The organism is Bradyrhizobium sp. USDA 4516, from assembly GCF_054055915.1.
In genome coordinates this window covers 3,439,759-3,464,611 of the sequence record NZ_JBSRXT010000001.1, presented here as the reverse complement: position 1 = coordinate 3,464,611, position 24,853 = coordinate 3,439,759, and the positions used below count along the sequence as shown (strand labels likewise).

The following is a 24,853-nucleotide window of genomic DNA, read 5'->3' as shown; positions in this document are numbered from 1 at the left end:
GGGACCGATCTCGCCCGCGGCATGCAGACCCCGGATGTCGCCTCGCTCATCCGGGCTACACACCTATGCATGCTTCGCCACCCAGCCCGCGAAGGCATCGAGCACCTCGGCCATCACCTCGCGGTCGTTGCGGCCGGAGCGCTTGAGGACATGGAAGGAGTGGTCGGCCTCCTGCACCGGATGCAGCGTCGCGCGATGACCCAACCCCTTCACCACGGGCTCGAGCAGGTCGAGCTCGGCCAGCGCGTCGCGGGTGCCCTGCAGGAACAGCATCGGGACCTTGACCTCGGCGAGATGCCTGGCCCGCTCGCTCGACGGCTTGCCGGCGGGATGCAGCGGAAAGCCGAGAAACAGCAGCCCGCGCACGCCGGCGAGCGGCGCCTTGGCCTGTGCCTGCGAGGTCATGCGTCCGCCGAACGACTTGCCGCCGGCGAACAGCGGCAGTTCGCCGCAATGACGCGCAGCTTCCGCCACGGCGGCACGCACCGTTGCCTGCGCGACGGCGGGCGGATCGGGCCGCTTGCTGCCCTTCTCCATGTAGGGAAACTGATAGCGCAATGTCGCGATGCCGCGCTCCGCCAGGCCCTCCGCAATCGCGACCATCGAGGGATGCGTCATGCCGGCGCCGGCGCCATGGGCAAACACATAGGCGCTACGGGCCTGCGCCGGCCGCAGCAGCAGCGCGGACACCGTGCTGTCGTCCGAGACCGTGATCGTGAGCGGCTGCACGCCTGACGTGTTCAAGATGACATCTCGAAGAATTGTTGCGCCGTTGTTTCTAGCCGCAGGCCTCGATGCGCGCAAATGCCGCCGCGGAGGGAACGCCGCAAGTGAACTGGCTCACAGCCAATCAACATTTCCGTTGTTAGACCAAGCGCCGCGACTGTAGGATGGCGCACACCGCATCACACGCTTAACGCGAACTCGTTTTTCGGCGAATTTTAACATCTCATCCATATCACGCGCGGATACCGCGAATTGGGGGAACGGGGCATGCCTCGCAAGACGATATTCGTCATCGGACTGTTGATTGTCGCTGGCGTGCTCTATTTCAAGGACGATATCGAGACGGTGGCGAGCGGCTTCCGCGTCAAGGTCGTCGACTACCAGCCGCCGGCAAAGACGGTGTGGCTGGATCAGAATGTCAGCGCGGAGCGGCTGCGCTGGTTCTATCACGCCGACCAGGGCACACGGACCTTCGGCATTCCCCATGAATGGTTCATGGCGCTGGAGCAGCCGACGGTCTGGCCGCTGTTCACCGCGGCGCCGCGACTCAGCGAGACCAATTATCTCGGCCGCTTCGGCTTTATTCCCGACACGGTGATTCCGGGCAAACCCGATGCGCTGCCGATCGGCTTTTCGCAGGGCGGCCCGATGGCCGATGCCAACGGCGCGCCGTGGCGCAATCCGCACAGCAAGGCGGATATGACCGGCGTCGGCCTGACCTGCGCCGCCTGCCACACCGGCAGCTTCAGCTATCGCGGCACCGAGATCGTGATCGACGGTGGGCCGGCCAACACCAATCTGTTCGAATTCCAGAAGAGCGTCGGCGTCTCACTGCTGCTGACGCGGTTCTGGCCGGGGCGCTTCTCGCGCTTTGCCGACGAGATCCTCGGCAAGGATGCCAGCCTCGACGAACGCATGGCGCTGCGCGGCCAGCTCGACCTCGTGCTGAAGCAATACGCCAACATCAATTCGCTGGAGAACAAGGTCGCCGCCAACAGCGTCGAGGAAGGCTATGCGCGGCTCGACGCGCTGAACCGGATCGGCAACCAAGTGTTCTCGATCGACCTGAACAACCCGAACAACTACGCCTCGCATTCAGCGCCGGTGCATTTCCCGCGAATCTGGAACGCACCGTGGTTCAGCTGGGTGCAATATGACGGCTCGATCATGCAGCCGATGGTACGCAACGCCGGCGAGGCGCTCGGCGTCAGCGCCGAGCTCAACCTGCTCGACGAGTCCAAGGGGCTTTACAAATCGAGCGCGCGGATCGACGTGCTGCACGAGATGGAGCGGATGATCGCCGGCGAGCCGCCCAGCGAGGACAAGGGTTTTGGCGGACTTGCTTCGCCGAAATGGCCGGAGAACATCCTGCCGCCAATCAACATGGACCTCGCGAAGAAGGGCGGCGAGCTCTACAAGACGCATTGCCAGGGCTGTCACGGCCCGGCGATCGACAGCAAGGCGCTGCCGGCGAGCGAAGCCTTTGCGCTGTTCAAGGACAAGAAGCGCTGGACCAGGAACGAGGCCGGCCAGCCGCTGCTCGATGTCGAGATGATTCCGATCAGCCATATCGGCACCGACAGCGCGCAGGCCGAGGGCCTCGCGCACCGCACCGTCGAGACGCCGGCCAATCTGAACATCAAGGACAGCAGTTTCGGTCCGGCGCTCGGCGATCTCGTCGAGAAGACCGTCGACTATTGGTACGACCAGAACAAGACCCCGCCGGAAGATCGCAAGCGCATCAACGGCTACCGGCCGAACGAGATCCAGGCGCCGCTCGCCTACAAGGTCCGGCCGCTCAACGGCATCTGGGCGACCCCGCCCTATCTGCACAACGGCTCGGTCCCGACCATCTACGCACTGCTGTCGCCGGTGAAGGATCGTCCCGCAACCTTCTATCTCGGCAGCCGGGAGTATGATCCGAAGGATCTCGGCTACGTCTGGAAGGACAAGATCAGGAACGCCTTCATGCTCGACACCACCAAGCGCGGCAACAGCAATTCCGGACACGAATTCTCCAACGAGAAGCGCACCGGCGTGATCGGGCCGGAGCTGAAGGAAGACGAACGCCGCGCCCTGATCGAGTTCATCAAGACGCTGTAGGCCCCCGAAGGGACTGCGCCCCCTCTCCCGCTTGCGGGGGAATCGCATATAGAAAAATCTGTCGGGCAGCGTCCTCGCGGCCATCCTTCGAGACGCCGCTGCGCGGCTCCTCAGGATGACGGGTCTTGTTTGCGGCACTCATGGTGAGGAGCGCCGCTTGCGGCGCGTCTCGAACCACGAGGCCGAGTTACCTCCGTAGCCGCTGAAGGTCATATGCGATTGCCCTACCCGCAAGCGGGAGAGGGAGCCGACTGCCGATGCAGCGGCTGTCCTTCAACTCCTCGGCACCGGCTGCCGGCGCGCCGGGCGGGTCATGGCCTCGAGCTCGAGGAGCTGGTTGAGCTGCGCTTCGGTCAGCAGTTTTTCCTCCAGCACGATGTCGGCGACCGAGCGGTTCTCCTTGAGCGCACGGCGCGCCACGCGCGATGAGGCTTCGTAGCCGAGCGACGGCGCCAGCGCCGTGATCAGGCCGATCGAGCCCTGCACCAGGCTGCGGCAACGCTCGCGATCGGCCTCGATGCCGTCGACACAGCGCTTGGTCAGCGTATCGACCGCCGCCGTCAGCATGCGCAGCGAACTCAAGACGCAATAGCCGATGGTCGGCTCGAACGCGTTGAGTTGCAACTGGCCGCCTTCGGCGCACATCGTGACCGTGAGGTCGTGCCCGATCACCAGGAAAGCCACCTGGTTGACCACTTCGGGAATGACAGGATTGACCTTGCCGGGCATGATCGACGAGCCGGCCTGCACGGCGGGCAGGCGGATTTCGCCGATGCCGGTGCGCGGCCCCGACGACAGCAGCCGCAGGTCGTTGCAGATCTTGGACAGCTTGACCGCAACGCGCTTGAGCACGCCGGAGAACAGGACGAAGGCGCCGAGATCGGACGTCGCCTCGATCAGGTTGGAGGCAAGTACCATCGGCTGGCCGGACAGCCGCGACAATTCCTCGACCGCGAGCGCCGCATAGCGCGGATCGGCATTGATGCCGGTGCCGATCGCGGTGGCGCCGAGATTGACCTCGCGGAACAGCGCGGAAATCTCGTTCAGGCGCGCGACATCCTCCTTCACGGTCACGTGGAAGGCATCGAATTCCTGGCCGAGCGTCATCGGCACCGCATCCTGAAGCTGGGTGCGCCCCATCTTCAACACGTCGGCGAACTCCACCGCCTTGCCTTTGAGCGAGTAGGCGAGATCGTCCAGCGCGCGCACCAGCGGCTGGGTGGCGAAAATCACCGCGAGCCGCAGCGCGGTCGGATAGGCGTCGTTGGTCGACTGCGCCATGTTGACGTCGTCGTTCGGATGCAGCGCGTGATAGTCACCCGGCTTGCGCCCCATCAGCCGCAGCGCGACGTTGGCGATCACCTCATTGGCGTTCATGTTGGTCGACGTGCCGGCGCCGCCCTGGATCGCGTCGACGACGAAGGATTCGGCATAGACCTTGTCGGTCGCAATCTGGGTGCAGGCCGCTTCGATCGCATCCGCCTTCTCCGGTGCGAGATAGCCGAGCCGCTTGTTGGCGCGCGCGGCAGCCTGCTTCACCAGCGCCAGCGCGCGGACGAATTCCGGGAAGTGCCCGACCGGCACGCCGGTGATCGGAAAGTTCATCACCGCGCGCTTGGTGTGAATGCCCCACAGCGCATTGGCCGGGACGTCGTCCTCGCCGAGCAGATCGTGCTCGGTGCGGGACTGCGCCTGCTCGATCGGCACGGTGCGGACGGTCGCGACCGCGAGCTGGCTGGGGCCGCTGCCGCTCTCGCCGGAGGGGGACGCGGCAGCTGCAGCGTTGGCGGTCTCAACCTTCGATTCGGCCATGGTACCTCCGTTACCTCACGCAGATCGTGTCGTCAGCGACGCCATGATGCGCCCGGCGGGCGTCGAAAGCCAATGCCTATCGGCAGAGTCTTGCACACCGGTGAGCGGCAAGACGCGGAAAACCGGCATTGGCGCGCGCCGAACCGTGAGATTAAGGACTTTGCCTTATCCGTCATGATAACAACAACTTATAGCTCGATATCGCGGCTCGCTTCGCGACCGATGCGGCTCCTTTCTCCGCCCCGTCGTCGCGTGCTAGACGAGCATCGACTGGCGCAAGGGCGCCGCCGACACTGAATGAACCAAGGACCAAAGCCGTGTCCAACAATAACGAAGCGATCACCATCAAATTCCGCTGCCCCGCGGAGCTCGAGGGCAAGATTCCGCCGCCGATGCCTGCGTCGTTGGGGCTTCCCGGATGGCTCAAGGCGATGCCGACGCAGGCCTTCAATACGATGAGCAATCGCGAAGAGGATACCGTCAAGCGCTGCCCGCCATTCGTCGATGCGATGACATCGGGTTTCCTTTTGCCGCTGATCTGCGATCTCAAGGTCGAGAATGGCGCGATCACCTGGGACAACGACCTTCCCGCCGGCGGCGCGCTCGAATTCCCGCGCTCGCCGGTCGGCTTCCACGACGAAAGCCAGGTAGTCGGCTCGCCGCTGTTCGAGCCCGACCGTTTCGTCATCAAGTTCGTCAATCTGTGGACCATCGAGGCGCCGCCCGGCTACTCGCTGTTCTTCACGCATCCGGTCAACCGGTTCGACCTGCCGTTCACCACGCTGACCGGCATGGTCGATTGCGATCTGTTTCACGACAGCTGGGTTCATTTCCCGGCACGCTGGCACGACACCAGTTTCAACGGCGTATTGCCCAAGGGCACGCCGGTTGCGCAGTGCTTCCCGGTGAAGCGCGAAAACTGGGTCGCGCAGACCGCCGCGATGACGCCGGATGAAACATCGCGCGCCCAGGAACTGACCAACAGGATGGCCCGCGAGTCCGGACTCTATCGGCGGCAGTTTCGGACGTAGAGCGGGCGCGCGAAGCTCCGCTGCGGCCTCCTCCGTCATTGCGAACTACCCGATGGGAGGCTCGGCATCCACCGCCGTCGTCCTGGCGAAAGCCAGGCGAAAGCCAGGACCCTTAGCCACCGTCTTCGGTGATGAGCGGGATCGCGGCCCGGTAGCGCTCAACAATTGAGATTTGGGTAATGGGTCCTGGCTTTCGCCAGGACGACACCGACTATGGGGCGCGATCCTGAGCCAATTCGGTGTCTTCACCCGGATGCGGGCGATCCAGCATTCCAGAGGCGCTTGTGCTTGAGCGCAGAGGCCGCGGCTTATCCCCGCCGCTCTAGATTCTAGTTTTGACGCGTTAGCGCGAGCCGGTGTCCGCTTCGCTCGAAAACGCCCTAGCTCAGAAATTCCGCAAAGGCGCTGCGACGGAAGAAGAAGCGGCCGTGCGATGACATGATCAGCGCGGCGGTCGTGCGGCCGATCATTTGCGGCCGGCCGCGCAACGCGAGACGCAGATTGGCCTCGCCGGCCGCGCGGTCGCCCATTTCCAGAAGACTGGCGGAGAAGCTGAGACGCGTCAGCGGGTCGTCGGGGCGCTGCGCCACCACCTGGCGGTAGAGATCCGCCGCGGCAGCATATTCGCCATCGAGCAGCAGCACACGCGCGAGCGCGGCCAGAACATCGGGATGTCCCGGCGCCGCATTGCGCAGCTTCTCCAGAATCTCGCGCGCCCGGCCACGCTCATTGCGCTGGGGCAGCAGCTGCGCCAGCAGCAGCTGAAACTCGAGGCTCTCCGGCGCGAGAACGAGCGCGCTCTCGATGACGGCAACCGCCTCGTCGATGCGACCGGCCGAGTGCAATTGCCCTGCCAGCGCCTGGAATGCGGGCAGGTAGGGCGGCCGCCGCGCGGTGGTTCGCTGCAGCACGTCGATCGCCTCGCTGCCGCGACCAGCGCCGCCGAGCGCTGCGCCAAGCAGGGTCTCGAGGCCGGGATCCTCGACGCGGCGCACGGCTCGCTCGAGCGGTGCGATCGCTTCCTCGTTGCGGTTCTGGATCATCAGCGCCCGCGCCAGGATCGAGGCCGCGCCGACATCGGTCCGGTTTGCCTTCAAGACCTCCGCCGCCAGCCGCTCGGCTTCGACGACCTGTCCCATCTGCAATGCGACCACGGCGCGTTGCAGAACCGGGGATGGGCTGGGCCCGCGATTGGAAAAAGGCGGCGGTTTCGGCATGCGGTCCGTCGTGAGATGGTTTTGGTCAGCCGTTATCACTGCCGCCGACGGAGCGTCCAGCGAAAGTCGCATCCGGACACCGAGATACCGTCCGGTTCCAGCCCCGCCGACCGATTTCATGCATCCCCGCGGGCGTCAGGCCACGGGGATGCACCCTCCCCCTGCAATTTTTCGACTGCTTAACCTATTCAATCTAGCTTGGGTTGCCATAACAGGGCCCGGCCTGATGCTCGCAACAACGCTCGAAACAATTCAGTCGACGGACTCGAAGCGCGCCAACTACACGCGCGGAATCCTCGTGATGCTGGTCGCCGCCCTCTTGTTCAAGGTTGTGTGGTTCTCCCAGCTGGGGCTGGGGCACGGCCGCGAACTGGTCGACTTCGCCGCCTTCTACATTACCGCAAAGCTGGTGTGGCTCGGCGACCTCGACCAGGCCTATCAATTCGCGAAGCTCGCCATCATCGAGAAGCAGGCGTCGGGCGGGCACGACGGCTTCATGCCATGGACCTATCCGCCGCAATTCAACCTGCTGCTGGCTCCGTTCGCGCTGGTCCCGTTCGGAATGGCCTATCTGTTGTTCATGGCCTCGACGCTGGCTGTTTACCTCGCGGTGCTGCGGCGTCTTGCCGGAAACCGGTTCGTGCTCGTGCTGATCGTTTTCTTTCCGACGATCGGGGTCACGCTGGCATGCGGTCAAAACAGCTTCCTTACCGCCGCATTGATCGGACTGGTGTGCCTGTACTTCGAAGAGCGGCCGATGCTCGCAGGCGTGGCCCTTGGTCTCATGATCATCAAGCCGCATTTCGCCGTTGCCTTCGCACTCTATGCCATCCTGCGGCGCTCGTGGATCGTCGTGATGACGGCCGGCGCCGTCGTGCTGATCAGCTCGGCGATCTGCACCGTGCTGTTCGGCATGCAGATCTGGACCGTGATGCTGCAGAGCGTGCACGATTCGTCGGTATTCCTGCGGGAAGCCTACTATCCGCTGTATCGAATGGTCTCGACCTATGCCGCGCTGCGAACCACGGGGTTCTCCGCATCGGCAGCGTTTATCGGCCAGGGCGTGGTCGCTGTCCTTGCGCTCGGCATCGTGCTGGTCGCGGTCTACCGCAAGATACCCGCGCGCGAGAGTCTCGGCCTGACCGCGATCGCATCGGTCTGCATCAGCCCCTATGCGTATGATTATGACTTCCTGATCTTCAGTATCGGAATCGCGCTGCTGTTGCCGGCGCTTCAGGCCAAGGCCCGCGAGTGGGAACGTGCGATCATCTATGCCGCGCCGATACCGATCGGAGCCTTCGGCTACATGCACACGGTCCATAACAACACGCCGCGCACGGACGTCCATTGGGTCGACGTGCTTTCGATCGGAGGCTTCGGGATCGCCGCGCTGATCACGCTGATCGTCGCAATCCTGCTGCTGCGCGAATCAAGCAGTGGCTCTCCCGTTCCGGCGCAGGGGCCGCTTGCGAGGATTTGAGCACCCGGCGCGACGCCGCCCGCGATCACGCAACGCTTACGGCGCCATCATTTCGAGACGATCGCGCGCCGGCAGGGTCGACGCGAAGGCCTTCAGCGCGCCGGCGACGAGCTCCGGCTCCGCGGCCGGCGTGACGTAGAAGCTTACGTCACCGCGCGCGCCGGTCACCGGAATCGTGTGCAGGATCGCGACCTTCCTCCAGCTCGCCGGCACGCCCTGCGCAAACCAGCTGTCGTAGATCATGGCGACGCCGACATGATACTCGTCGGCGAGCGCGGCCATCTCGGCCGGGCCGTAGCGGCCGGCGCGCTTCGCCTTGCGCACGCGCTCCGAACCGAGCCCCCACAGATCCAGGACGAAGTTCGCATTTCCCCAGGCGACGAGTCCAAGATCGTTCACGGCAACCGGCCGCCGGTAGAGCTGCTGGGCGAAGCGGCCCAACTGATAATGCTGCTCGTAGACGCCGCGCGAGGCAAACGGCGTCTCCAGGGCGGCGCTGACATAGCCCACGCTGGCAAAACCGGCCAGCCCGACGCTGGCGAGCGTCGCGGCGGTCCATTGCGGGACGCTCAAGACCGCTCGCGCGCGTGCAACCGCGTAGAGCAGCGCCAGCACCGCGAGCGCAACGATGTAAACCTCATACCGGTAGAACCAGCCATATTGGCCAAAGCCGAGATGCGCAGCGATCGCGGCGAGCACCGTCGCACAGACGATCAGGGCGCCGCGGTCGGAGCGGAGCAGCGCCATCACGGCGGCGAGCGCAAGACCGAGCAGCATCAGCCTGAAGCCGGCGGGATCAGCGAAGCTGTCGCCGAGATTGCGGAGGATGGAGGCGAACACGCCGGTCCCTTCATAGCCGGATTCGGCGATGCGTGATTTGAGCAATACCGAACTCGGCAACAGCGGGAGCCCGAGCGAGGCCATTCGCGCGAAATACGCGGCGAAAGCGCAGAGCGTGACGGCAGCGGCCGCGGCCGCAAAACGGCGCTGGCCGAGCAGGGCAAACCCCATCATCGCCGCGATGGCGAACGCGATTCCCTCGAAGCGAATCAGCGGCAGCAGCACCAGCGCCGCGAAGTGTATGACGGTCGGCGACCGTCCGCGCGCGGCTTCGGTCAGGCCGCCGAAAGTCGCGACCGTGGCCCAAACGTGAAGACTGTGCTCCATGCCGGTCATCGGCAGGGCGATCGCGCTTGACGAAAAAATGGCGAGCAACGCGACGAAAAACAGCAGCGACTTCTCCCGGCCGGGGCCAAGCAGTTCAGCCGATTCAAGAATGCGCAGGAAAGCCACGACGGTCGCTGCCGCTGCCGCGGCATTGATCAGGAGTGGACCGAATGCGCCAAGATGCAGCGTCTCGGTCACGGCCAGCAGATAGGGCCAGATGATCGACGAGCTTGGCGACGAGACCTCGGACACATTGACGCCGTAGCCGCCGGACAGGATGTGATCGGCGACGGCGAGGTGGATGTAGGGATCGTCGAGGGTGAAGATCAGCCTGCCGTCGCAGAGCATGACGCTGAAGATCAGCGTCACCGCGAACAGCACGAGCCACAGCGATGCCGTCACGAGCGGGACGCTCGGCCGGATCGCGCTGGATCGCGGGAACGACGCGTGGTTGGCGGCGACGCCGGGCATCAGATACGCATCCGTTTGAAGATCGTCTCCGGCAGCGCGCAGATGATCGCCATCACCAGCCGGAAGCGGCGCGCCACATAGATCACGTCACGCGGCCTGGTCACATCGGCCCGGAAGATATCCTCCGCGACCCGATCCGGCTGCACCGTCAGGGGAACCGGCAGCTTCATATGCGCCGTCATCCTGGTCCGCACGAATCCCGGCTTGACGGTGACGACACGGACCTTACCCGCAAGCGCCAGGCGATTGCGCAAGCCGGACAGGAATTGCGAGAAGCCGGCCTTGGCCGCGCCGTAATAATAGTTCGAGGCCCGCCCGCGATCGCCGGCGACCGAGCTCACACCGACGATGGTGCCCGAGCCGCGCGTCGCGAAGGCTTGCGCGAACAGTTCGAGCAGCAGGCTGGGCGCCTCGAAATTGGTGCGCATGATCTTCGTCGCTAGCTCGGGATCGGTCTCGGCACGCTGCTGATCGCCGAGCTCCCCGACAACGCATACGACGGTGTCGGGCAGTGGCGAAAGACCGGCGACGAAGCGGGCAAGCTGCCCGGTCTGCAGCACGTCGAGCGCGACAACCGAGGTGTCGGTACCGCTTCGCGTCTTGATGTCGTCCGCATTGCGCTGTGCCGCGGCGATATCGCGGGCGGCGAGCATCACGCGCCATCCGTCCCTCGCATAGCGCAGCGCGGTCGCGTGCCCGATGTCCGAACTGCCGCCAATCACCAGAATTGATTTTGTGCCGGTCATCAAATTCCAAGCCGTGCTGAAAGATGGGACACGAGGCGACTGTTCGCCCCGATCTGCTGGCGGATGTCGCGCAAGGCCGCAAGGCCGGGATATCCGGATTCGAATGTCGCGCGGGACTGCCGCGCATCCTTGGCGAGATAGAGCCGGCCGCCGGCATCGACCACCAGCGCGTCGAGCTGGTCAAGAAACCCGAACAGCGCGTCGGTGACCGGAAAGTCCATCGTCAGCGTGTAGCCGCGGAGCGGAAACGACATCGGCCCGCTGCCTTCGCCGAGCTGCTTGAGCACCGCGAGAAACGACGCATCGCCGCGCCGCGACACACGATCGAGAATTTCGGCGAGAACGCGGCGCGCGCGGCTAGCCGGGATCACGCATTGATATTGCACGAAGCCGCGCCAGCCGTAGATCCTGTTCCAGTCGGCGATCGCATCGAGCGGAAAGAAATACGGGTCCCAATGGACCAGCCGTGGCTTGCCCGGATGCGCGGCGCCGCGGCGGAAGTACAGCTCGTTGAACACCCGCATCGATGCGCGATTGAGCAGCCATCCCGGAAACAGCTCCGGGACCGCGAGCCGCGACGCGCGAAGCCTGGGAAACGTCTCGAGGCCGGGCCCAAGCATATCCTTGTCGCGCCGCGTGGCGTGCTCGGCCAGATAGACCAGCGACCGGCCGAGCGCCGCGCCGCGCGCAAGGCAGTCGATCCAGGCCACCGAATAGGTGGTCGATGCGCTGCTTTCCAGCTGATCGATCGCCGCGTCCAGATTGCCGGCGACGCGGGTGTCCTGACGTAGCCAGGCGGTCTCGATCGGCAGCAGCCGCAGCGTCGCGTCGAGGATCATGCCCGTCAGGCCCATGCCTCCCAACGTCGCCGCAAACAGCGCGGCGTTTTCCGATCGCGAGCAGGTGACGATCTCGCCGCCAGGCAGCGCAATGCGGAACGAATCGACGACGGTGCCGAAGCCGCCATCGCGATGATGGTTCTTGCCGTGAACGTCGGCCGCGATCGCGCCACCGACCGTCACGAATTTCGTGCCGGGCACGACTTTGAGGAAGAAGCCGCGCGGCTCGAAAACGGCAAGGATGTCGGCGATGGTTACGCCGGCTTCGACCGTCAATCGCGCGGTTGCGGCATCGAAGCTCCGCATCCGGTTCAGGCCGCGCGACGAAATCGTGGATTGCGTTCCGATCGCGGCATCGCCATAGGCCCGCCCGGCCCCGCGCGCGACGACGCCGGACCGCGCAAGCAGGTGGTCCCGCGCGCCTGCGGGCGTCTGCGGCGCCAGCAGTTCGGACGACGCCCTGGGATAGTTGCCCCAGCCGGACAGGCCAATGCCGCCCGGACTGGAGGTCGACATCACAGCTCCTGGTAACGCAGCCGCCGGCATCGCTAGATGGCGGCGAGCATGATGGCGCCGATCGCGCCGAGCGCGACCCAGCTGACGCGATCCCTCAGCGCAAAGATGACCGGATCGTCGTCGATCAATCCGCGCTGCGCGAACAACATCACGCGGCCGATCCAGTACATCAAGATCGGACAACCGACCCAGAGCAGTTGCGGATGGCTGTAAAGCGCGCGCACCGTATCGGACGAGATGTAGAGCGTGAAGATCACGACGGCGTTGAAGCCTGACGCGGCGGCGAGGATCGCGATCATCGATTTGTCTTCGACCTGGTAGCCGCGCGCCGCCAGCACGGCGCCGTCCGGCTGGCCGGCGAGCTCGATATAGCGCTTCACCAGCGCCAGCGACATGAAGATGAACAGCGAGAACGCGAGCAGCCATTCCGACATCGGCACGCTGATCGCGACGGCGCCGCCGATCACGCGGACGGTGTAAAGCGTGGCGAGCACGACGACGTCGACGGTCGCGATGCGCTTGAGCCAGAACGAATAGGAGGTGGTCAGCGCGAAATAGCCGAGCAGGACGCCGCCGAACTCGATCGATATCGACATTGCGATCGCAAATGCGGCGACCAGCGCCAGGGCCATCGCGCCGACGGCCCGCGATGCCGGGATGGCGCCGCTTGCGATCGGGCGGTTGCGCTTGGTCGGATGCGCGCGGTCGGCCTCGACGTCGAGAAGATCGTTCAGGATGTAGGCGCCCGACGCGCAGAGCGAGAATGCGATCACCGCAAGCAGCGACGTCGCCGCCGATCCCAATGCGAATTTGTGTGCGGTCAGCAGCGGCACCAGCACGAGGGCGTTCTTGGCGTATTGATGCACCCTGAACAGCTTCAGCCAGCTGCGCATACTGACGCGCATACTGACCCGCGCGGGCGCGGACGGCTCGGATCGAGCAGAGCGCGCGAGGCGCGATGCGGAATCGGGCAACGCGACCGCCGCGCTGCCGATATAGTCAAAGCCCTGCCGAAGCACGGGCGGCAGCACTTCGCGCTGCGCCGGCGGCAATCGACGTTCCGGCGCGGCAGCCCAGGCGGTGAAGACGCCAAGATGCTCGGCGACCGCGCTGACGAACGGCTCGGGATGGGTTTCCGAGCAAAGGTAGACCGGGCGGCCTTCGCCCAGCACCTGCAGCAGGAACCTCACCGCGTCGGGGTCGAATTGCACCCGGGACGGATCGAACCCCGATCGAGCTACACCATGAGTCGATCGCGCTTGCGCTCCAAGGGAAGCGGTGATCGCCGCGGCGAAAGCGCGAAGGCGGCGGATCAGATCGGATGCGATATCGGCCGGGACGGAGCTTCCCCGCACCATGACCTCGTCGACATCGACGACGAGCGGCCGGCCCTTCGAACGCAGCGGATCGCGAAGGGCATCGCCGCCCCCCTGCTCAACCCGTTCTGGAACGCTAGCTCGCATACGTGCGGTCTTCCGGTGCCCCCTCCCCATTGTCCCGGGCTTTCCCTAATTTGGGGTGAACTTGATCTCGGGTGAACTTGGGGGGAGCGAACGCCGGGCAGATGGCGCCGAAATGCGTGGTGAAAAGCCTCACCGACAGCGCGCGGCGAGCGAAAAATGGCGATCCCGGGAAGACTCGAACTTCCGACCTACGGTTTAGGAAACCGTCGCTCTATCCGGCTGAGCTACGGGACCGCACGGCCCGCAGCGAAAGCATGCGGGCGTCGCCATCCCATAGCAGAGCTGCCGGGTGATCGCCAGCCCGCGCCACATCGGGCGCGCGCGAAGTTGCATGGCGTTTGGCGCGTCGCGCGTTACGCCACCTGGCGTGCCGGATTCGAGGCGGCATCCGCGCTGGCCCGACGCGCCGGGAGAAACTCGATGGCTTCATCCTTCAGCGAGCCGAAGCGCAGCGTCATGATATCGAGAGCATAATTCTGGTAGAGCCGCCACGGCCGGCGCGAGCCCTGCTTGGGGAACCTGGCGGCGGCGCGCTGGATATAGCCCGATGAGAAATCCACCCAGGGCAGTTCGGCGACATCAGGGTCGTTCCGCCGCGGCGTGACCTGCGCGTAGCCGTTCGCCTTCATGTGGTTGAGCATGCGGCAGACATATTCGCAGGTCAGGTCACATTTCAGCGTCCAGGACGCGTTGGTGTAGCCGAAGGCGGCGGCGAGGTTCGGCACGCCGCTATACATCAGCCCCTTGTAGTTCATGGTCTTCGACAGATCGACGCGCGCGCCGTCGACATTGATCTCGAGTCCGCCGAGCACCTGCAGATCGAGGCCGGTCGCGGTCACCACGATGTCGGCGTCGAGCACATTGCCGCTCTTGAGCTTGATGCCCCCACGCGTGAAGGTCTCGATCTGATCGGTGACGACGGACGATCCACCGTTGCGCAGCGATTGGAAGAGATCGCCGTTCGGCACCAGGCAAAGCCGCTGGTCCCACGGATTGTAGCGCGGCGTGAAATGGGTTGTGACATCGTAGTCGGGGCCGAGCGCGTGGCGCACGCCGCCGAGGATCAGCTTCTTCACGCGCTCCGGATCGCGCTTGCAGAGCCGGTAGAAATACATGCCGAACAGCACGTTCTTCCAGCGGGTGAGGCCGTAGGCGAGTTTCGCGGGCAGCCGCGCGCGCAGCCAGTTGGCGACCTTGTCCTCATCCGGACGCGCCACGACATAGGTCGGCGAACGCTGCAGCATCGTGACATGGGCGGCGGTCTTAGCCATCTCCGGCACCAGCGTCACCGCGGTCGCGCCGCTGCCGATCACCACCACCTTCTTGGCGGCATAGTCGATGTCGTCGGTCCATTTCTGCGGATGGACGACGCGGCCGGCGAAATCGGCGATGCCGGGGAAGTCGGGCGTGTAGCCGTGTTCATATTTGTAGTAGCCGCTGCACATGAACAGGAAGCTGCAGGTAAAGCGCTCGATCGTCTTCTCCGGCCCGCGCTCGACCTCGACCGTCCATTGCGAGTCCGCCGACGACCAGTCGGCGCGCACGACGCGATGGTTGAAGCGGATGTTCTTGTCGATGCCGTAGGCGCGCGCGGTCTCGCGCACATAGTTCAGGATCGACGGGCCATCCGCGATCGCCTTCGGCTCGGTCCACGGCCGGAACGAATAGCCAAGCGTGTACATGTCGGAGTCGGAGCGGATGCCGGGATAGCGGAACAGGTCCCAGGTGCCGCCAATGCAGTCGCGGCCTTCAAGAATGGCGTAGCTGCGGTCAGGGCAGTTGGCCTGCAAATGATAGCCGGCGCCGATGCCCGACAGTCCCGCGCCCACGATCAACACGTCGAAATGAACGGACACGCCTTGACCCTCCCGTGGCAGTATTGACAATACATATTGTCAGATAACTTGACATCTGACAATGCCTCGTGTCAATACACTTTCATGGCAAGCAGCCGGAAAGCCCGCCTCTATGGCGGTATGGACGCCGAGGAACGCCGCGCCGAGCGGCGGCTCAAGCTGATCGACGCGGCGATCGAGGTCTATGGCGAGGTCGGCTATCGCGGCGCCACCGTGAAGGCGATCTGCGAGGCGGCCGAGCTGACCGAGCGCTATTTCTACGAGTCCTTTGCGAACAGCGAGGCTCTGCTGATCGCCGCTTACGGCCATGTCGTCGGCCACCTGCACGAGGAAATGACCGCGGCCGCTGCAGCCGCAGGCGACGATGCCGAGATGAGGCTGCGCGCGGCGCTGACGCTCTATTTCACGCGGCTGAAGCAGCACCCGAAGCCCGCCCGGGTCTTTCTGCTGGAAATTTCAGGCATCAGTCCGGCGGTCGATGCCGTCAAGCTCGACGCCTTGCGCGTCTTCAGCGACATCCTGGTGCCGCCGGCGCTCGACCCGAAGCGCAGCGGCAAGGGCGCGGCCGCCTCGCTGCTCTCGGTCGGCATGGTGGGCGCCGTCATATCGATCGCGCTGCGCTGGGTGTCGAAGCAATATCCGCAGGCCGTGGAAGAGGTCGTCGCGATCGCCGCCAGCTTCTGCCGCGTGGCGCTGACCGAGGCCGGCCACCGTGAGGATGGTCACTTATCGTAGCGGCCGGATCGCACCGGCCAGCGGGACCCGCCGATTTTCGATCATGTTTCGCCAGCGCTTGCGGACCCGGCCCCTAGCCTGTCGCTGATTTAACTTGCATATCGGGCCCCTGGGTTTTCTTATGCCCGGTACCGGGCGCAACGAGGTGCAGCCTGTTTCGCCTGACAAAACAACGCTGTTTGTATCGGCGGAGCTGAATTTTGGTCGATCTGCACAGGCTTGACGATGTGACCGCGCGCCTCGGCGATGTGGTTCTCGATCCCTCGACCTGGCCGTCCTTTATGGACGAGGTCTGCGCCGCCGTCGGCGCGACCGGCGCTGCGATGCTTCAGAGCGATATCCGCACTGAAGACATTCCGCGCACGGACTCGATCACCGAGTATTTCACCAAGACCTACTTCCCGCACAATCTTCACCTCACCGACATCCGCGCGGCCCGCGGCGTGCCGCTGATGCATGCTGGCGTCGATGTCATCACCGATGCGGATCTGTTCGAATCCGAAACCGAGATGCTGCGCGATCCGCTCTACGCCACGCTCGGCGAGTTCGGACTGAAATGGTTCGCGGCGATCGGCTTCCACTCCGGCCCGGCGTTGTGGGCACTGACGATCCAGCGTTCGCCCAGGGAAGGCTTGTTCGACGCCGACGAGATCAAGGCGCTGCAAAGGGTGTCGGCGCCGCTCACGGAAGCCGCGACGCTCTCCGCCGTCGTCGGCCGCTCCGCGCTCTCGGGCATCACCGGCGCGCTCGATCTGATCCAGGTCGCTGCGATTGCCGTCGGCCGCTTCGGCACCATCATCGGCATGAACAGCCAGGCGGAACGCTGCCTCGGCTACGACCTTGCGATCCGCAACAATCGCCTCACCCTGCTCGACCGACAGGCCAATGCCGATCTGACCAGGCTGATCGATCAGTTGGCCCACAGTTCGGACCTGCACCCATTGCCGTCGTCGCCGATCGTGGTGCGCAGGATCGACAAGCAGCCGATCGTGATCCAGATCCAACCGGTGCCTCCGGCGGCGCGCTCGCCGTTCCTCGGGGCGCGCGCGATCCTGTTGATCCGCGATCTCGAAGGCAGCGCCGCGTTCGATCAGGCGCTGCTGGCGGCGACGTTCGAGCTGACGCCGGCGCAGGCACGCCTCGCCGCGCGGCTTGCGCGCGGCGATTCGGTCGAAGCGGCCGCTCAGGCGGCCGGCGTTGCCCTTGCCACCGCGCGCAATCAGCTCAAGACGATCTTCCAGAAGACCGGCACCCACCGGCAGGCGGAACTGGTTGCGTTGCTGCACAGGGTGAAGTGAACGATTAAAGGCGAATTGCTCTGATCTCCGGCCCGTTCCGATGAGATTCTTCAATTATTCCAATCGCGAAGGCTGTGTTCCATCAGCCGCGGCAACATTCCACAGGTCAGGAAAATCGTCGGGTTCCCGGGTGACAAGTGTCACTAAAATGGCGACAATCTGCTCACTCGTTCGGGTTTGGTCTCAATGTCCGTGATGCCGTCACGATCATCGACGTTGGCTGTTGCCGCTTTCGCCGTCGCTTGCGTGCTGGCGCCGATGAGCGCGCACGCGCAATGGTGGCGCGGCGGCCCGAAAGACTTCGAGGACTGTGCCGACCTCGCCGAGAAGGCGAAGACCAGGGAAGACAAAACCGCGCAACTCGCCGATTGCAACGCCAAGTTCGCCGGCCGTCGCAAGCCTGGCGGTGGCTACACCTATTACGACTTCATGCAGGACCGCAGCTTCGACATCGCGGGTCCCAATCCGACGCCGGACGAGCAGAAGAAGATCGACCAGGAATATACCGGCTATCTCGAGCAGCAGCGCCGCTCGCGTATCGTCGCGGCGTTCAATGCGAAGCAGCTCGAGCGGCAGGAGACACAGCCGGTGCGGCCGCCGCAGATCCAGCAGGCGTCATTGCACAATGAGCCGGCGCGCAGTGAGATTGCGAAAGTCCCCGTCCCCGCCGCAAGGCCGGTCAAGCCGCGGGTCGCGGCCGTCCCTATTCCCGAACCGCGGCCGCGGGCAAGCAACTGCATGAAGGGTACGTTCTCCTGCGAATGGCCGCGGCTTTCCGAGGGATTGGACGGCCTGAAGAAGCTGTTCACGCCGACACCGCCGCCATCGACCAAGGTTGCGAAGCGAAACTGACGGTTCGCTTAGTCATTCCGGGGCTCGCGCAAGCGAGAACCCGGAATCTCTCTGCCATTTCCGTCGAGATTCCGGGTTCGTCGCTTCGCTCCGCCCCGAAATGACACCGCAGGCTCAATCGGTAATCACCATCGCCCAAAACCTGCGGTACGGCGACTTCGGATTGTCGACGAAGGCGACGCCGACGCGCTTGGCGCCCGGCATCAGCAGGTTCTCGCGATGGCCCGGCGAATTCTCCCACTGCTTCAGCATCTCGGCGAAGGCGATGAAGCCGGCGCCGATATTCTCGGCGGCGCGCTGCTTCTTGAGCGGCGCGATGCGCGTGAAGAAGCTGCCGCCCGCGGAGTGGCTGACCGATCCGGTCGCCGACATCGCCTGGGCCTGCTTCAGCGCCATCGCGTTCAGCTTCGCGTCGAGCTTCACCGCGGGCATGCGGTTGGCGCGCCGGTAGGCACTGATCGAGCCGGCATAGTCGGCGGCACCTGAGGCCGTGGTGAAGCCAAACACGAAGGTGAGCGCGAGGAACAGCAGCTTCATCTGAAGTCGTCTCTGTGATGGATCAGTGCGTGCGGGTGCGCTTGTGGTGTCGGGGCGCGACCGATTTGTGCGCAGGCGTGGCCGCTCGGCTGGCTGCCGCAGCCGCCGCGCGCTGCTCCTGCAAGCGCGCATCATAGCCAGGCGACGGTGTCACGGTCGGCGGCGCCGCACGGACCGGGCCGGCCGCGAGCGCAGCAAGCGTGAACAGCATGATGCTGGACCATTTCATGATGTCATCTCCTCTGTTGTTCGATCGACGTGGCGGACGATCATCGGCGTTCATGGTCACTGCCATCGCGGATCTGTTCGGGCGTTAGCCCCGGCGGGCCCTTGCCGTCCGCCTCCGCCTTCCGGATCAGCGCGATGACGCGGCGCGACAATGGCGCCTCGAGCCCGCGGCGATCCGCGATCGCGGTAATCACGCCCTGCAAATAGTCGATCTCGGTGCGGCGGCCGCGCTGCAGATCCTCCCACATCGAGGAGCGCGCCTCGGGATCGATCTTCATGGTGCGGCCGAGCAGCATGTCGAACAGCGCATCGGGCAGCCGCAGCAAAGGCGGCATCCAGTTCGACGGCAGCGGCGTCGGCGACACCGGCGCAATGCCTTCGGCGCGCACCGCGGCCAGGCCCTCGGCCATCTGATCGGCAAGCAGTCGTCGCCAGCCGCGCTGCGCGAGCTGTTGCCGCAGCGGAATATTGGACAGCGCATTGAGCGCATTGTTGAGATTGACGATCAGCTTGCCCCACTGCACGCCGTCGATATCGCCGGTGGGCTTGATCGCAAGGCCCGGCACCGACAGCCGCGCCGCGGTGCCCGCGTCATCCTGCGCGATGACGATGTCGCCGGAGGTCGAGCGATGGAAGCGGCCGTCGCCGAGCGCGACCACGTTGAACGGCACCATGCCGCCGAGCACCTTGCGGCCCGGCAGGCGGTCGCGCAGCAGCGGCACATTGCCGACGCCGTTCTGCAGGCTGATCACCGCGGCATCGCCAGGCGCGTGGCGCGCGATCGCATCGGCCATCGCAGCGGTATCGGCGCTCTTCACCGTCACCAGCACGGTCTGAACGTCGGACAAGATCGACGGATCGTCGGACACAATGAGCCGGTCCGCGGATACCGTCCGCTCGGAGCCGTCAAAGCTGCTGATCCGCAAGCCGTTGCCTGCGATCTCCTGGATCAGCCGCGGCCGCGCCAGCAGCGCGACACGGCGCCCCGCAGCCGCGAGCGTGCCGCCGACGAAGCAGCCGATGCTTCCGGCGCCCGCAATGCCGATCGGCCGGTCCTGGTTCATGTGGCCAAACGTCCATTCATCATTGGCTCGATAGCAGACCTTGGGTTGCCTGCCTATTTCGACGCACCGCGGGCCGGGTGGCCCGCCTTGTAACCGTCATGGGCGGAAGCTATGTTTCCCGCTCGGGGCACGGTTGCGGCAGGAGACGATCATGGGTTTACTCGACGTACTCAACGGCATGCAGAACGGCCCGCGCGGTCCGAGCGCGCCAAGCACCTCATCCGACAGTTCGAGCGGCGGCGGAATGTCGCCGATGACGATGGCTATCCTCGCGCTGCTCGCCTGGAAGGCGGTCAAGCATTTCTCCGGCGGCCAGGCGGACGCGAGCGCCCCTGAGCCGAAGCCGGCGCAGGCGCCGCCGCTTCCTCCCGGCAACGTCACCGCAGGCCTGCCTGGCGGCGCCGGCAGCGGCGGGCTCGGCGATCTGCTGAAGGGCGGCCTCGGCGGCCTGCTCGCCGGCGGCGCAGCCGGCACCGTGCTCAGCGGCGGCCTCGGCGATCTGCTCAACCAGCTGCAGCAGAAGGGCCATGGCGACGCGGCCAATTCCTGGGTCAGCAACGGTCCCAACAAGCAGATCGCGCCCGGCGATCTCGCCAACGCGCTCGGCGCCGACCAGATCAACTCGCTGGCATCGCAGAGCGGCCTCTCGCGCGACGAACTGCTGCAGGGCCTCAGCCAATATCTGCCCGACGCGATCAATCACCTGACGCCGGACGGCCGGCTGCCAAGCGGCGACGAGTTGCACCGCAGGCTCTGACGGTAGCGTTGATTCCATCTGAGGAGGACGACAGTCATGGGCGGCATCATCTGGGTCATCATCGTCGGCTTTGTCGCGGGGATCATCGCGCGATTCCTGTCGCCGGGACCGAACAATCCAAGCGGCTTCATTCTCACCACCGTGCTCGGCATCGCCGGCGCGTTTCTTGCGACTTTCATCGGCCAGGCGATCGGCCATTACGGTCCCGAACAAGGTGCCGGCTTCATCACCGCCACGATCGGCGCTCTGGTGGTGCTGTTCATCTGGAATCGGCTGGTCGCGGCGCGCGTGATCCCGGATATCGGAAACAGGTGACGCCGTAGGCGTCATCCCGGAGCGATGCGAAGCATCGAATCCGGGATCTCGAGATTCCGGGTTCGATGCTAACGCATCGCCCCGGAATGACGGAACAACGACAGGTTCAAAATCAAAATGCCCGGGCCAGGCCCGGGCATTTTTCATTTGTGCAACGGCGCTCCGTCACTGAATCAGATGCATGCCGGCGTCCATGCGGACGAACTCACCGGTCATGTTGCTCGACGCCGGGCTCGCCAGGAAGCAGACCAGGTTGGCGATGTCTTCGGCCGTCGAGGCGACCTTCAGCGGCACGCGCGCCACCACGGCATCGCGCACCTGCTTGGCGCCGGCCTCGCCGCGGCCCTTGGTGAACCAGGGCGTATCTATATAGCCCGGACACACCGTGTTGACGCGGATCAACGGTGCCAACGCGCGCGCCAGCGACTGCGTCATGGTGTTGAGCGCGCCCTTGCTCGCGGCATAGGCGACCGACGAACCGCCGCCGGAAATGCCTGCAACCGAGGAGACGTTGACCACCGCCGAGGGACGGCTAGATGCCTTCGCGCCGGCTTCGAGCAGCGCGCGCGCGGCACGAACCATCTGGAACGGGCCGATGGTGTTGACGGCGTAGATGCGCTGGAAATCTTCCGCGGTCAGGCCGTCGAGATCGTGATGCGGCACGTGCTTGGTGGTGCCCGCATTGTTGACGAGCACGTCGAGGCGGCCCCAGCCCTGCGCGGCGGCTGCGATCTTCTTGCAGTCCTCATCGCGCGAGACGTCGCCCTGCACCACCAGCACCTCGGCGCCCTGCTTGCGGCAGGCTTCCGCGGTCGCCTCGGCTTCCGCCTTGCTGTTGGAATAATTGATGATGAGGCGCGCGCCCTGCGTGGCGAGGATTTGCGCGGTGGCGGCGCCGAGTCCCGATGCCGATCCCGTCACGATCGCGCACAAACCATCCTTGGACATCTGCATTTTCCTTGTTGTTGTGAGCCAGATGAACTCCGGCGGCGGCACACCATATCGCGTGGAACGACATCTGCAAGCCGCGCCCAAAATCCTCACGTGTACGCGTTCAGGCCCTTTTGCAGGCTGGCCCACTGCGCTTCGTCATGGCCGCAGATGATCTTGACGCCGGACGCCTCGAGCCTGGCGATCTCGTCGAGCGACTTCAGGAACTGGCCGACGTCAAGGCTGTTCCTCGGCGAGGTCCGCTGGTCGAGATTGGCGCGCACACTGAGCGCGTCGGAGGCGAGCAGGAATTCGCCGCTGTTGTCGAGCTGGACCAGCGCGCCGGTCGTTCCCTTCGAGTGTCCGGGCAGCGGGACCAGCGTCAGCTTGCCGTCGCCGAACACATCCATCTGCTTGTCGAAGATCTCCATCTTCAGCGGATGATCCCAATCCGCCTTGATGTATCCGCGATCGAACGCGTTATCGGCATTCGCGGCCTCGATCTCGAGTGCGTGGACGAAGATCGTCGCCTTCTTGAAGAAGGCGTTGCAGCCGCAATGGTCGGTGTGCAGGTGGGAGCAGATCACCACGTCGATGTCATCAGCGCCAAGGCCAACGGCCTTCAGGCTCGTCAGCACATGATCATCCGCCGGCATGATCGGGCGCATGTATTTGGCGAGCGTGCCGAGCCGCCCTTCAGGATCGGTCGCGACATCGGGATGGCATCCGGTGTCGAACAGCACATTGCCCTGCGCATGCCGCAACAGCACGCAGGCGACCGGAAGCTCAATCATCTCGCCGCGCGCCGCATCGTCCAGATAGGTCCGCTTCGACATCTGGAGACGGCCGCCCGACAACATATGCATCTTCATCTCGTTACCTCCGCTTTTGGCTTCAAACTACATATGAGTTTTATGGAAACTCATAATGGATTTGACAGCATATTATTCGTCCTTATAGCTTCCGCGCAACGTCGCGATCGCATGACAAATGCGCTCAACGAAGCACCCGGGCTCCTTCGGATCGGCATCGTTGGCATCGATCAGCGGCCGTCGAAGGGAAGTTTCGCCACGATGTACACCGTGTTCAGCACGTTCGCTGCGACATCCGATGCGGCAGCGTTCAAACCCTTTCTCTGCATTCCCGCGCGTGCCGACCGCGCATACTTTCCCGATGGCGTCGAACTGTCCTATGGCGGCATTGCGCGGCAGGTCTGCGCATTGCGCGATCAGTACCGCGCAGCAGGCTTCGGCCACGGCCACCGCGCCTGCCTGCTGCTGGAGAACCGCCCCGATTTCATCGTGCACTGGCTGGCGCTCAATGGCATCGGCGTCTCGATCGTTCCGATCAACCCGGCCTATCGCGCAGCGGAAATCGAATACCTGATCGCGCATGCCGAACCCGACCTGATCGTCACGCTGGCCGATCAGAAGGAATTGCAGAAGGCGCTGACCGGCGACGTTCCGCTGCTCACCGTCTCCGGTGACGATCTCGGCGCCAGCGTCGAGACAGTCCCGCACGCCCAGCGGCCGCCACCGCGCGCCGACGAGCCGGGAAGCGAGACCGAGGCTGCGCTGCTCTACACGTCAGGCACGACGGCGCGTCCGAAGGGATGCATCCTGACCAATGAATACGTGGTCTCGACCGGCCGCTGGTACGTCAGCCACGGCGGCGAGGCGACGTATCATGCCGGAATGGAGCGCCTCTACAGCCCGCTGCCGCTGTTCCACATGGCCGGCCTGACGCTGACCCCGATCGCGATGATCTTGACCGGCGGCTGCCTGATCCTGCCGGAACGCTTCAACGCAAAGTTTGCCTGGCACGACATCGTCGCATGCCGCGCCAGCGTGCTGCATTATCTCGGCGTGATCGTCGCGGCCCTGCTGGCGCAGCCGGAGACGCCGGACGAGAAGGCCCATGCGCTGCGCTTCTCGATGGGCGTCGGCGCCAATCCCGAGCAGCGCGCTGCGAGCCCGCGAGCGCTTCGGCATCCCCTTCGTCGAAGGCTGGGGCATGACGGAGACCGGGCGCAGTCCGTTCAACACGGTCGAGCCGCGCCATCTCGAGACCAACACCATCGGCCGCAGCGTACCGGGGCTCGAAATGACGATCCTCGATGCCGACGGCAATACGCTGCCGGCTGGCGCAGTCGGTGAACTCTGCGTGCGCCATTCGGAAGCGACGCCGCGGCGCGGCTTGTTCTCCGGCTATCTGAAGGACCCCGAGGCCACCGAGCAGGCCTGGCGCGGCGGCTGGTTTCACACCGGCGACAGCGCCTGGCAGCACGAGGACGGCGCCTTCGTGTTCGTCGACCGGCTGAAGCATCTGGTCCGGCGCGCCGGCGAGAACATCTCGGCGGCGGAGGTCGAGGCCGTGCTGACGACGTCGCCTCAGGTCAAGCAGGCCGCAGTCATCGCCGCGCGCGATCCGATCCGCGACGAGGAAGTTGCGGCCTTCATCGTGAGCAACGACGGCGCCGATGCTTCACGCGAGCTCGCGCAGGACATCTTCCGCTTCTGCCGCGAACGCCTGGCGGCGTTCAAGCTGCCGGCGTGGATCGCTTTCGTCGCCGAGTTGCCGCTGACCTCGACCAACAAGATCCAGAAGCACGTGCTGCTCGGCGCGGACAGGGATCCGCAGTCGCATCCGGGCATGATCGACCTGCGGCAAGACAAGACCAACGCCATAAGGCAATCGAACTAGAGGAAAC

22 protein-coding genes, 1 tRNA gene and 1 pseudogene are annotated in these 24,853 nt (G+C 65.0%); 10 read left to right on the top strand and 14 right to left on the bottom strand.

Going from position 1 to position 24,853, the window contains the following annotated elements; genetic code table 11:
• Positions 1-63: 63 nt before the first annotated feature.
• Positions 64-744, bottom strand: a complete 681-nt coding sequence (locus ACVI1L_RS15895) for an alpha/beta hydrolase family protein (protein WP_456783256.1) — start codon at positions 742-744, stop codon at positions 64-66.
• Positions 745-993: 249 nt separating this feature from the next.
• On the opposite strand from ACVI1L_RS15895, the gene ACVI1L_RS15890 reads away from it, so the two are divergent.
• The gene (locus ACVI1L_RS15890; protein WP_456783255.1) at positions 994-2,829 is read left to right on the top strand and encodes a di-heme-cytochrome C peroxidase; all 1,836 of its coding nucleotides are present in this window, start codon (positions 994-996) and stop codon (positions 2,827-2,829) included.
• Between the two features lie 273 nt (positions 2,830-3,102).
• Here ACVI1L_RS15890 and ACVI1L_RS15885 read toward each other — a convergent pair whose 3' ends face one another.
• The gene (locus ACVI1L_RS15885) at positions 3,103-4,641 is read right to left on the bottom strand and encodes an aspartate ammonia-lyase (protein ID WP_082654006.1); all 1,539 of its coding nucleotides are present in this window, start codon (positions 4,639-4,641) and stop codon (positions 3,103-3,105) included.
• Positions 4,642-4,958: 317 nt separating this feature from the next.
• Between ACVI1L_RS15885 and ACVI1L_RS15880 the strand changes: the two genes are divergently transcribed.
• Positions 4,959-5,672: a hypothetical protein gene (locus ACVI1L_RS15880; RefSeq protein ID WP_028336241.1), complete on the top strand. Its 714-nt coding sequence runs from the start codon at positions 4,959-4,961 to the stop codon at positions 5,670-5,672.
• Positions 5,673-6,052: 380 nt separating this feature from the next.
• Here ACVI1L_RS15880 and ACVI1L_RS15875 read toward each other — a convergent pair whose 3' ends face one another.
• Positions 6,053-6,889, bottom strand: coding sequence for a tetratricopeptide repeat protein (locus tag ACVI1L_RS15875; protein WP_456783254.1), 837 nt, complete (start codon positions 6,887-6,889; stop codon positions 6,053-6,055).
• 226 nt (positions 6,890-7,115) lie between these two features.
• On the opposite strand from ACVI1L_RS15875, the gene ACVI1L_RS15870 reads away from it, so the two are divergent.
• The gene (locus tag ACVI1L_RS15870; RefSeq protein ID WP_057020151.1) at positions 7,116-8,369 is read left to right on the top strand and encodes a glycosyltransferase family 87 protein; all 1,254 of its coding nucleotides are present in this window, start codon (positions 7,116-7,118) and stop codon (positions 8,367-8,369) included.
• A 36-nt stretch (positions 8,370-8,405) separates the two neighbouring features.
• Here ACVI1L_RS15870 and ACVI1L_RS15865 read toward each other — a convergent pair whose 3' ends face one another.
• The 6 genes from ACVI1L_RS15865 to ACVI1L_RS15840 form a co-directional block, all read right to left on the bottom strand.
• Positions 8,406-10,007 carry a hypothetical protein gene (locus tag ACVI1L_RS15865; protein WP_456783253.1) on the bottom strand — a complete coding sequence of 534 codons (1,602 nt, stop codon included), beginning with the start codon at positions 10,005-10,007 and terminating at the stop codon, positions 8,406-8,408.
• Positions 10,007-10,753 (bottom strand): SDR family oxidoreductase, encoded by a 747-nt coding sequence (locus ACVI1L_RS15860; protein WP_456783252.1) that lies wholly within the window; start codon positions 10,751-10,753, stop codon positions 10,007-10,009. Before ACVI1L_RS15860 ends, ACVI1L_RS15865 begins: the two co-directional genes overlap by 1 nt.
• Positions 10,753-12,108, bottom strand: coding sequence for an FAD-binding oxidoreductase (locus ACVI1L_RS15855; protein ID WP_057020154.1), 1,356 nt, complete (start codon positions 12,106-12,108; stop codon positions 10,753-10,755). Before ACVI1L_RS15855 ends, ACVI1L_RS15860 begins: the two co-directional genes overlap by 1 nt.
• A 32-nt stretch (positions 12,109-12,140) precedes the next feature.
• The gene (locus ACVI1L_RS15850; protein ID WP_456783251.1) at positions 12,141-13,571 is read right to left on the bottom strand and encodes a UbiA family prenyltransferase; all 1,431 of its coding nucleotides are present in this window, start codon (positions 13,569-13,571) and stop codon (positions 12,141-12,143) included.
• Positions 13,572-13,728: 157 nt separating this feature from the next.
• Positions 13,729-13,805 (bottom strand) — tRNA-Arg (locus tag ACVI1L_RS15845).
• A gap of 119 nt (positions 13,806-13,924) precedes the next feature.
• Positions 13,925-15,427, bottom strand: coding sequence for a flavin-containing monooxygenase (locus tag ACVI1L_RS15840; protein ID WP_456783250.1), 1,503 nt, complete (start codon positions 15,425-15,427; stop codon positions 13,925-13,927).
• A gap of 84 nt (positions 15,428-15,511) precedes the next feature.
• Between ACVI1L_RS15840 and ACVI1L_RS15835 the strand changes: the two genes are divergently transcribed.
• From ACVI1L_RS15835 to ACVI1L_RS15825, 3 genes are all read left to right on the top strand, one after another.
• On the top strand, positions 15,512-16,162 hold the full coding sequence (locus ACVI1L_RS15835) for a TetR/AcrR family transcriptional regulator (protein WP_092083175.1): 651 nt from the start codon (positions 15,512-15,514) through the stop codon (positions 16,160-16,162).
• 200 nt (positions 16,163-16,362) lie between these two features.
• Entirely contained in the window at positions 16,363-17,460 is a 1,098-nt protein-coding gene (locus ACVI1L_RS15830; RefSeq protein ID WP_456783249.1) for a helix-turn-helix transcriptional regulator, read from the top strand.
• Between the two features lie 186 nt (positions 17,461-17,646).
• Positions 17,647-18,312 (top strand): hypothetical protein, encoded by a 666-nt coding sequence (locus tag ACVI1L_RS15825; RefSeq protein WP_229192605.1) that lies wholly within the window; start codon positions 17,647-17,649, stop codon positions 18,310-18,312.
• Positions 18,313-18,426: 114 nt separating this feature from the next.
• Here the strand turns inward: ACVI1L_RS15825 and ACVI1L_RS15820 are convergent, their stop codons facing one another.
• From ACVI1L_RS15820 to ACVI1L_RS15810, 3 genes are read right to left on the bottom strand one after another with little or no spacing between them, the layout of a single operon-like run.
• Positions 18,427-18,849, bottom strand: coding sequence for a CAP domain-containing protein (locus tag ACVI1L_RS15820; RefSeq protein WP_057020158.1), 423 nt, complete (start codon positions 18,847-18,849; stop codon positions 18,427-18,429).
• Positions 18,850-18,871: 22 nt separating this feature from the next.
• The gene (locus ACVI1L_RS15815) at positions 18,872-19,078 is read right to left on the bottom strand and encodes a hypothetical protein (RefSeq protein WP_456783248.1); all 207 of its coding nucleotides are present in this window, start codon (positions 19,076-19,078) and stop codon (positions 18,872-18,874) included.
• 40 nt (positions 19,079-19,118) lie between these two features.
• Complete coding sequence (locus ACVI1L_RS15810) at positions 19,119-20,141, bottom strand: 2-dehydropantoate 2-reductase (protein ID WP_456783247.1); 1,023 nt, start codon at positions 20,139-20,141, stop codon at positions 19,119-19,121.
• Positions 20,142-20,292: 151 nt separating this feature from the next.
• On the opposite strand from ACVI1L_RS15810, the gene ACVI1L_RS15805 reads away from it, so the two are divergent.
• Positions 20,293-20,898, top strand: a complete 606-nt coding sequence (locus ACVI1L_RS15805; RefSeq protein ID WP_076832806.1) for a YidB family protein — start codon at positions 20,293-20,295, stop codon at positions 20,896-20,898.
• A gap of 36 nt (positions 20,899-20,934) precedes the next feature.
• A complete protein-coding gene (locus ACVI1L_RS15800) occupies positions 20,935-21,213 on the top strand; it encodes a GlsB/YeaQ/YmgE family stress response membrane protein (protein WP_024582682.1) in 279 nt (92 codons plus the stop codon).
• Positions 21,214-21,378: 165 nt separating this feature from the next.
• Here ACVI1L_RS15800 and ACVI1L_RS15795 read toward each other — a convergent pair whose 3' ends face one another.
• Complete coding sequence (locus ACVI1L_RS15795) at positions 21,379-22,161, bottom strand: SDR family NAD(P)-dependent oxidoreductase (protein WP_225164107.1); 783 nt, start codon at positions 22,159-22,161, stop codon at positions 21,379-21,381.
• A gap of 92 nt (positions 22,162-22,253) precedes the next feature.
• Positions 22,254-23,015, bottom strand: coding sequence for an N-acyl homoserine lactonase family protein (locus ACVI1L_RS15790; RefSeq protein WP_456783246.1), 762 nt, complete (start codon positions 23,013-23,015; stop codon positions 22,254-22,256).
• On the opposite strand from ACVI1L_RS15790, the pseudogene ACVI1L_RS15785 reads away from it, so the two are divergent.
• Both ACVI1L_RS15785 and ACVI1L_RS15780 read left to right on the top strand, forming a co-directional pair.
• A pseudogene (locus ACVI1L_RS15785) lies at positions 22,899-24,297 on the top strand (AMP-binding protein); the annotation flags it as partial. The gene ACVI1L_RS15790 and the pseudogene ACVI1L_RS15785 overlap by 117 nt on opposite strands.
• Before the next feature lie 9 nt (positions 24,298-24,306).
• Positions 24,307-24,846, top strand: coding sequence for an AMP-binding enzyme (locus tag ACVI1L_RS15780; RefSeq protein ID WP_456785559.1), 540 nt, complete (start codon positions 24,307-24,309; stop codon positions 24,844-24,846).
• Positions 24,847-24,853: the final 7 nt, after the last annotated feature.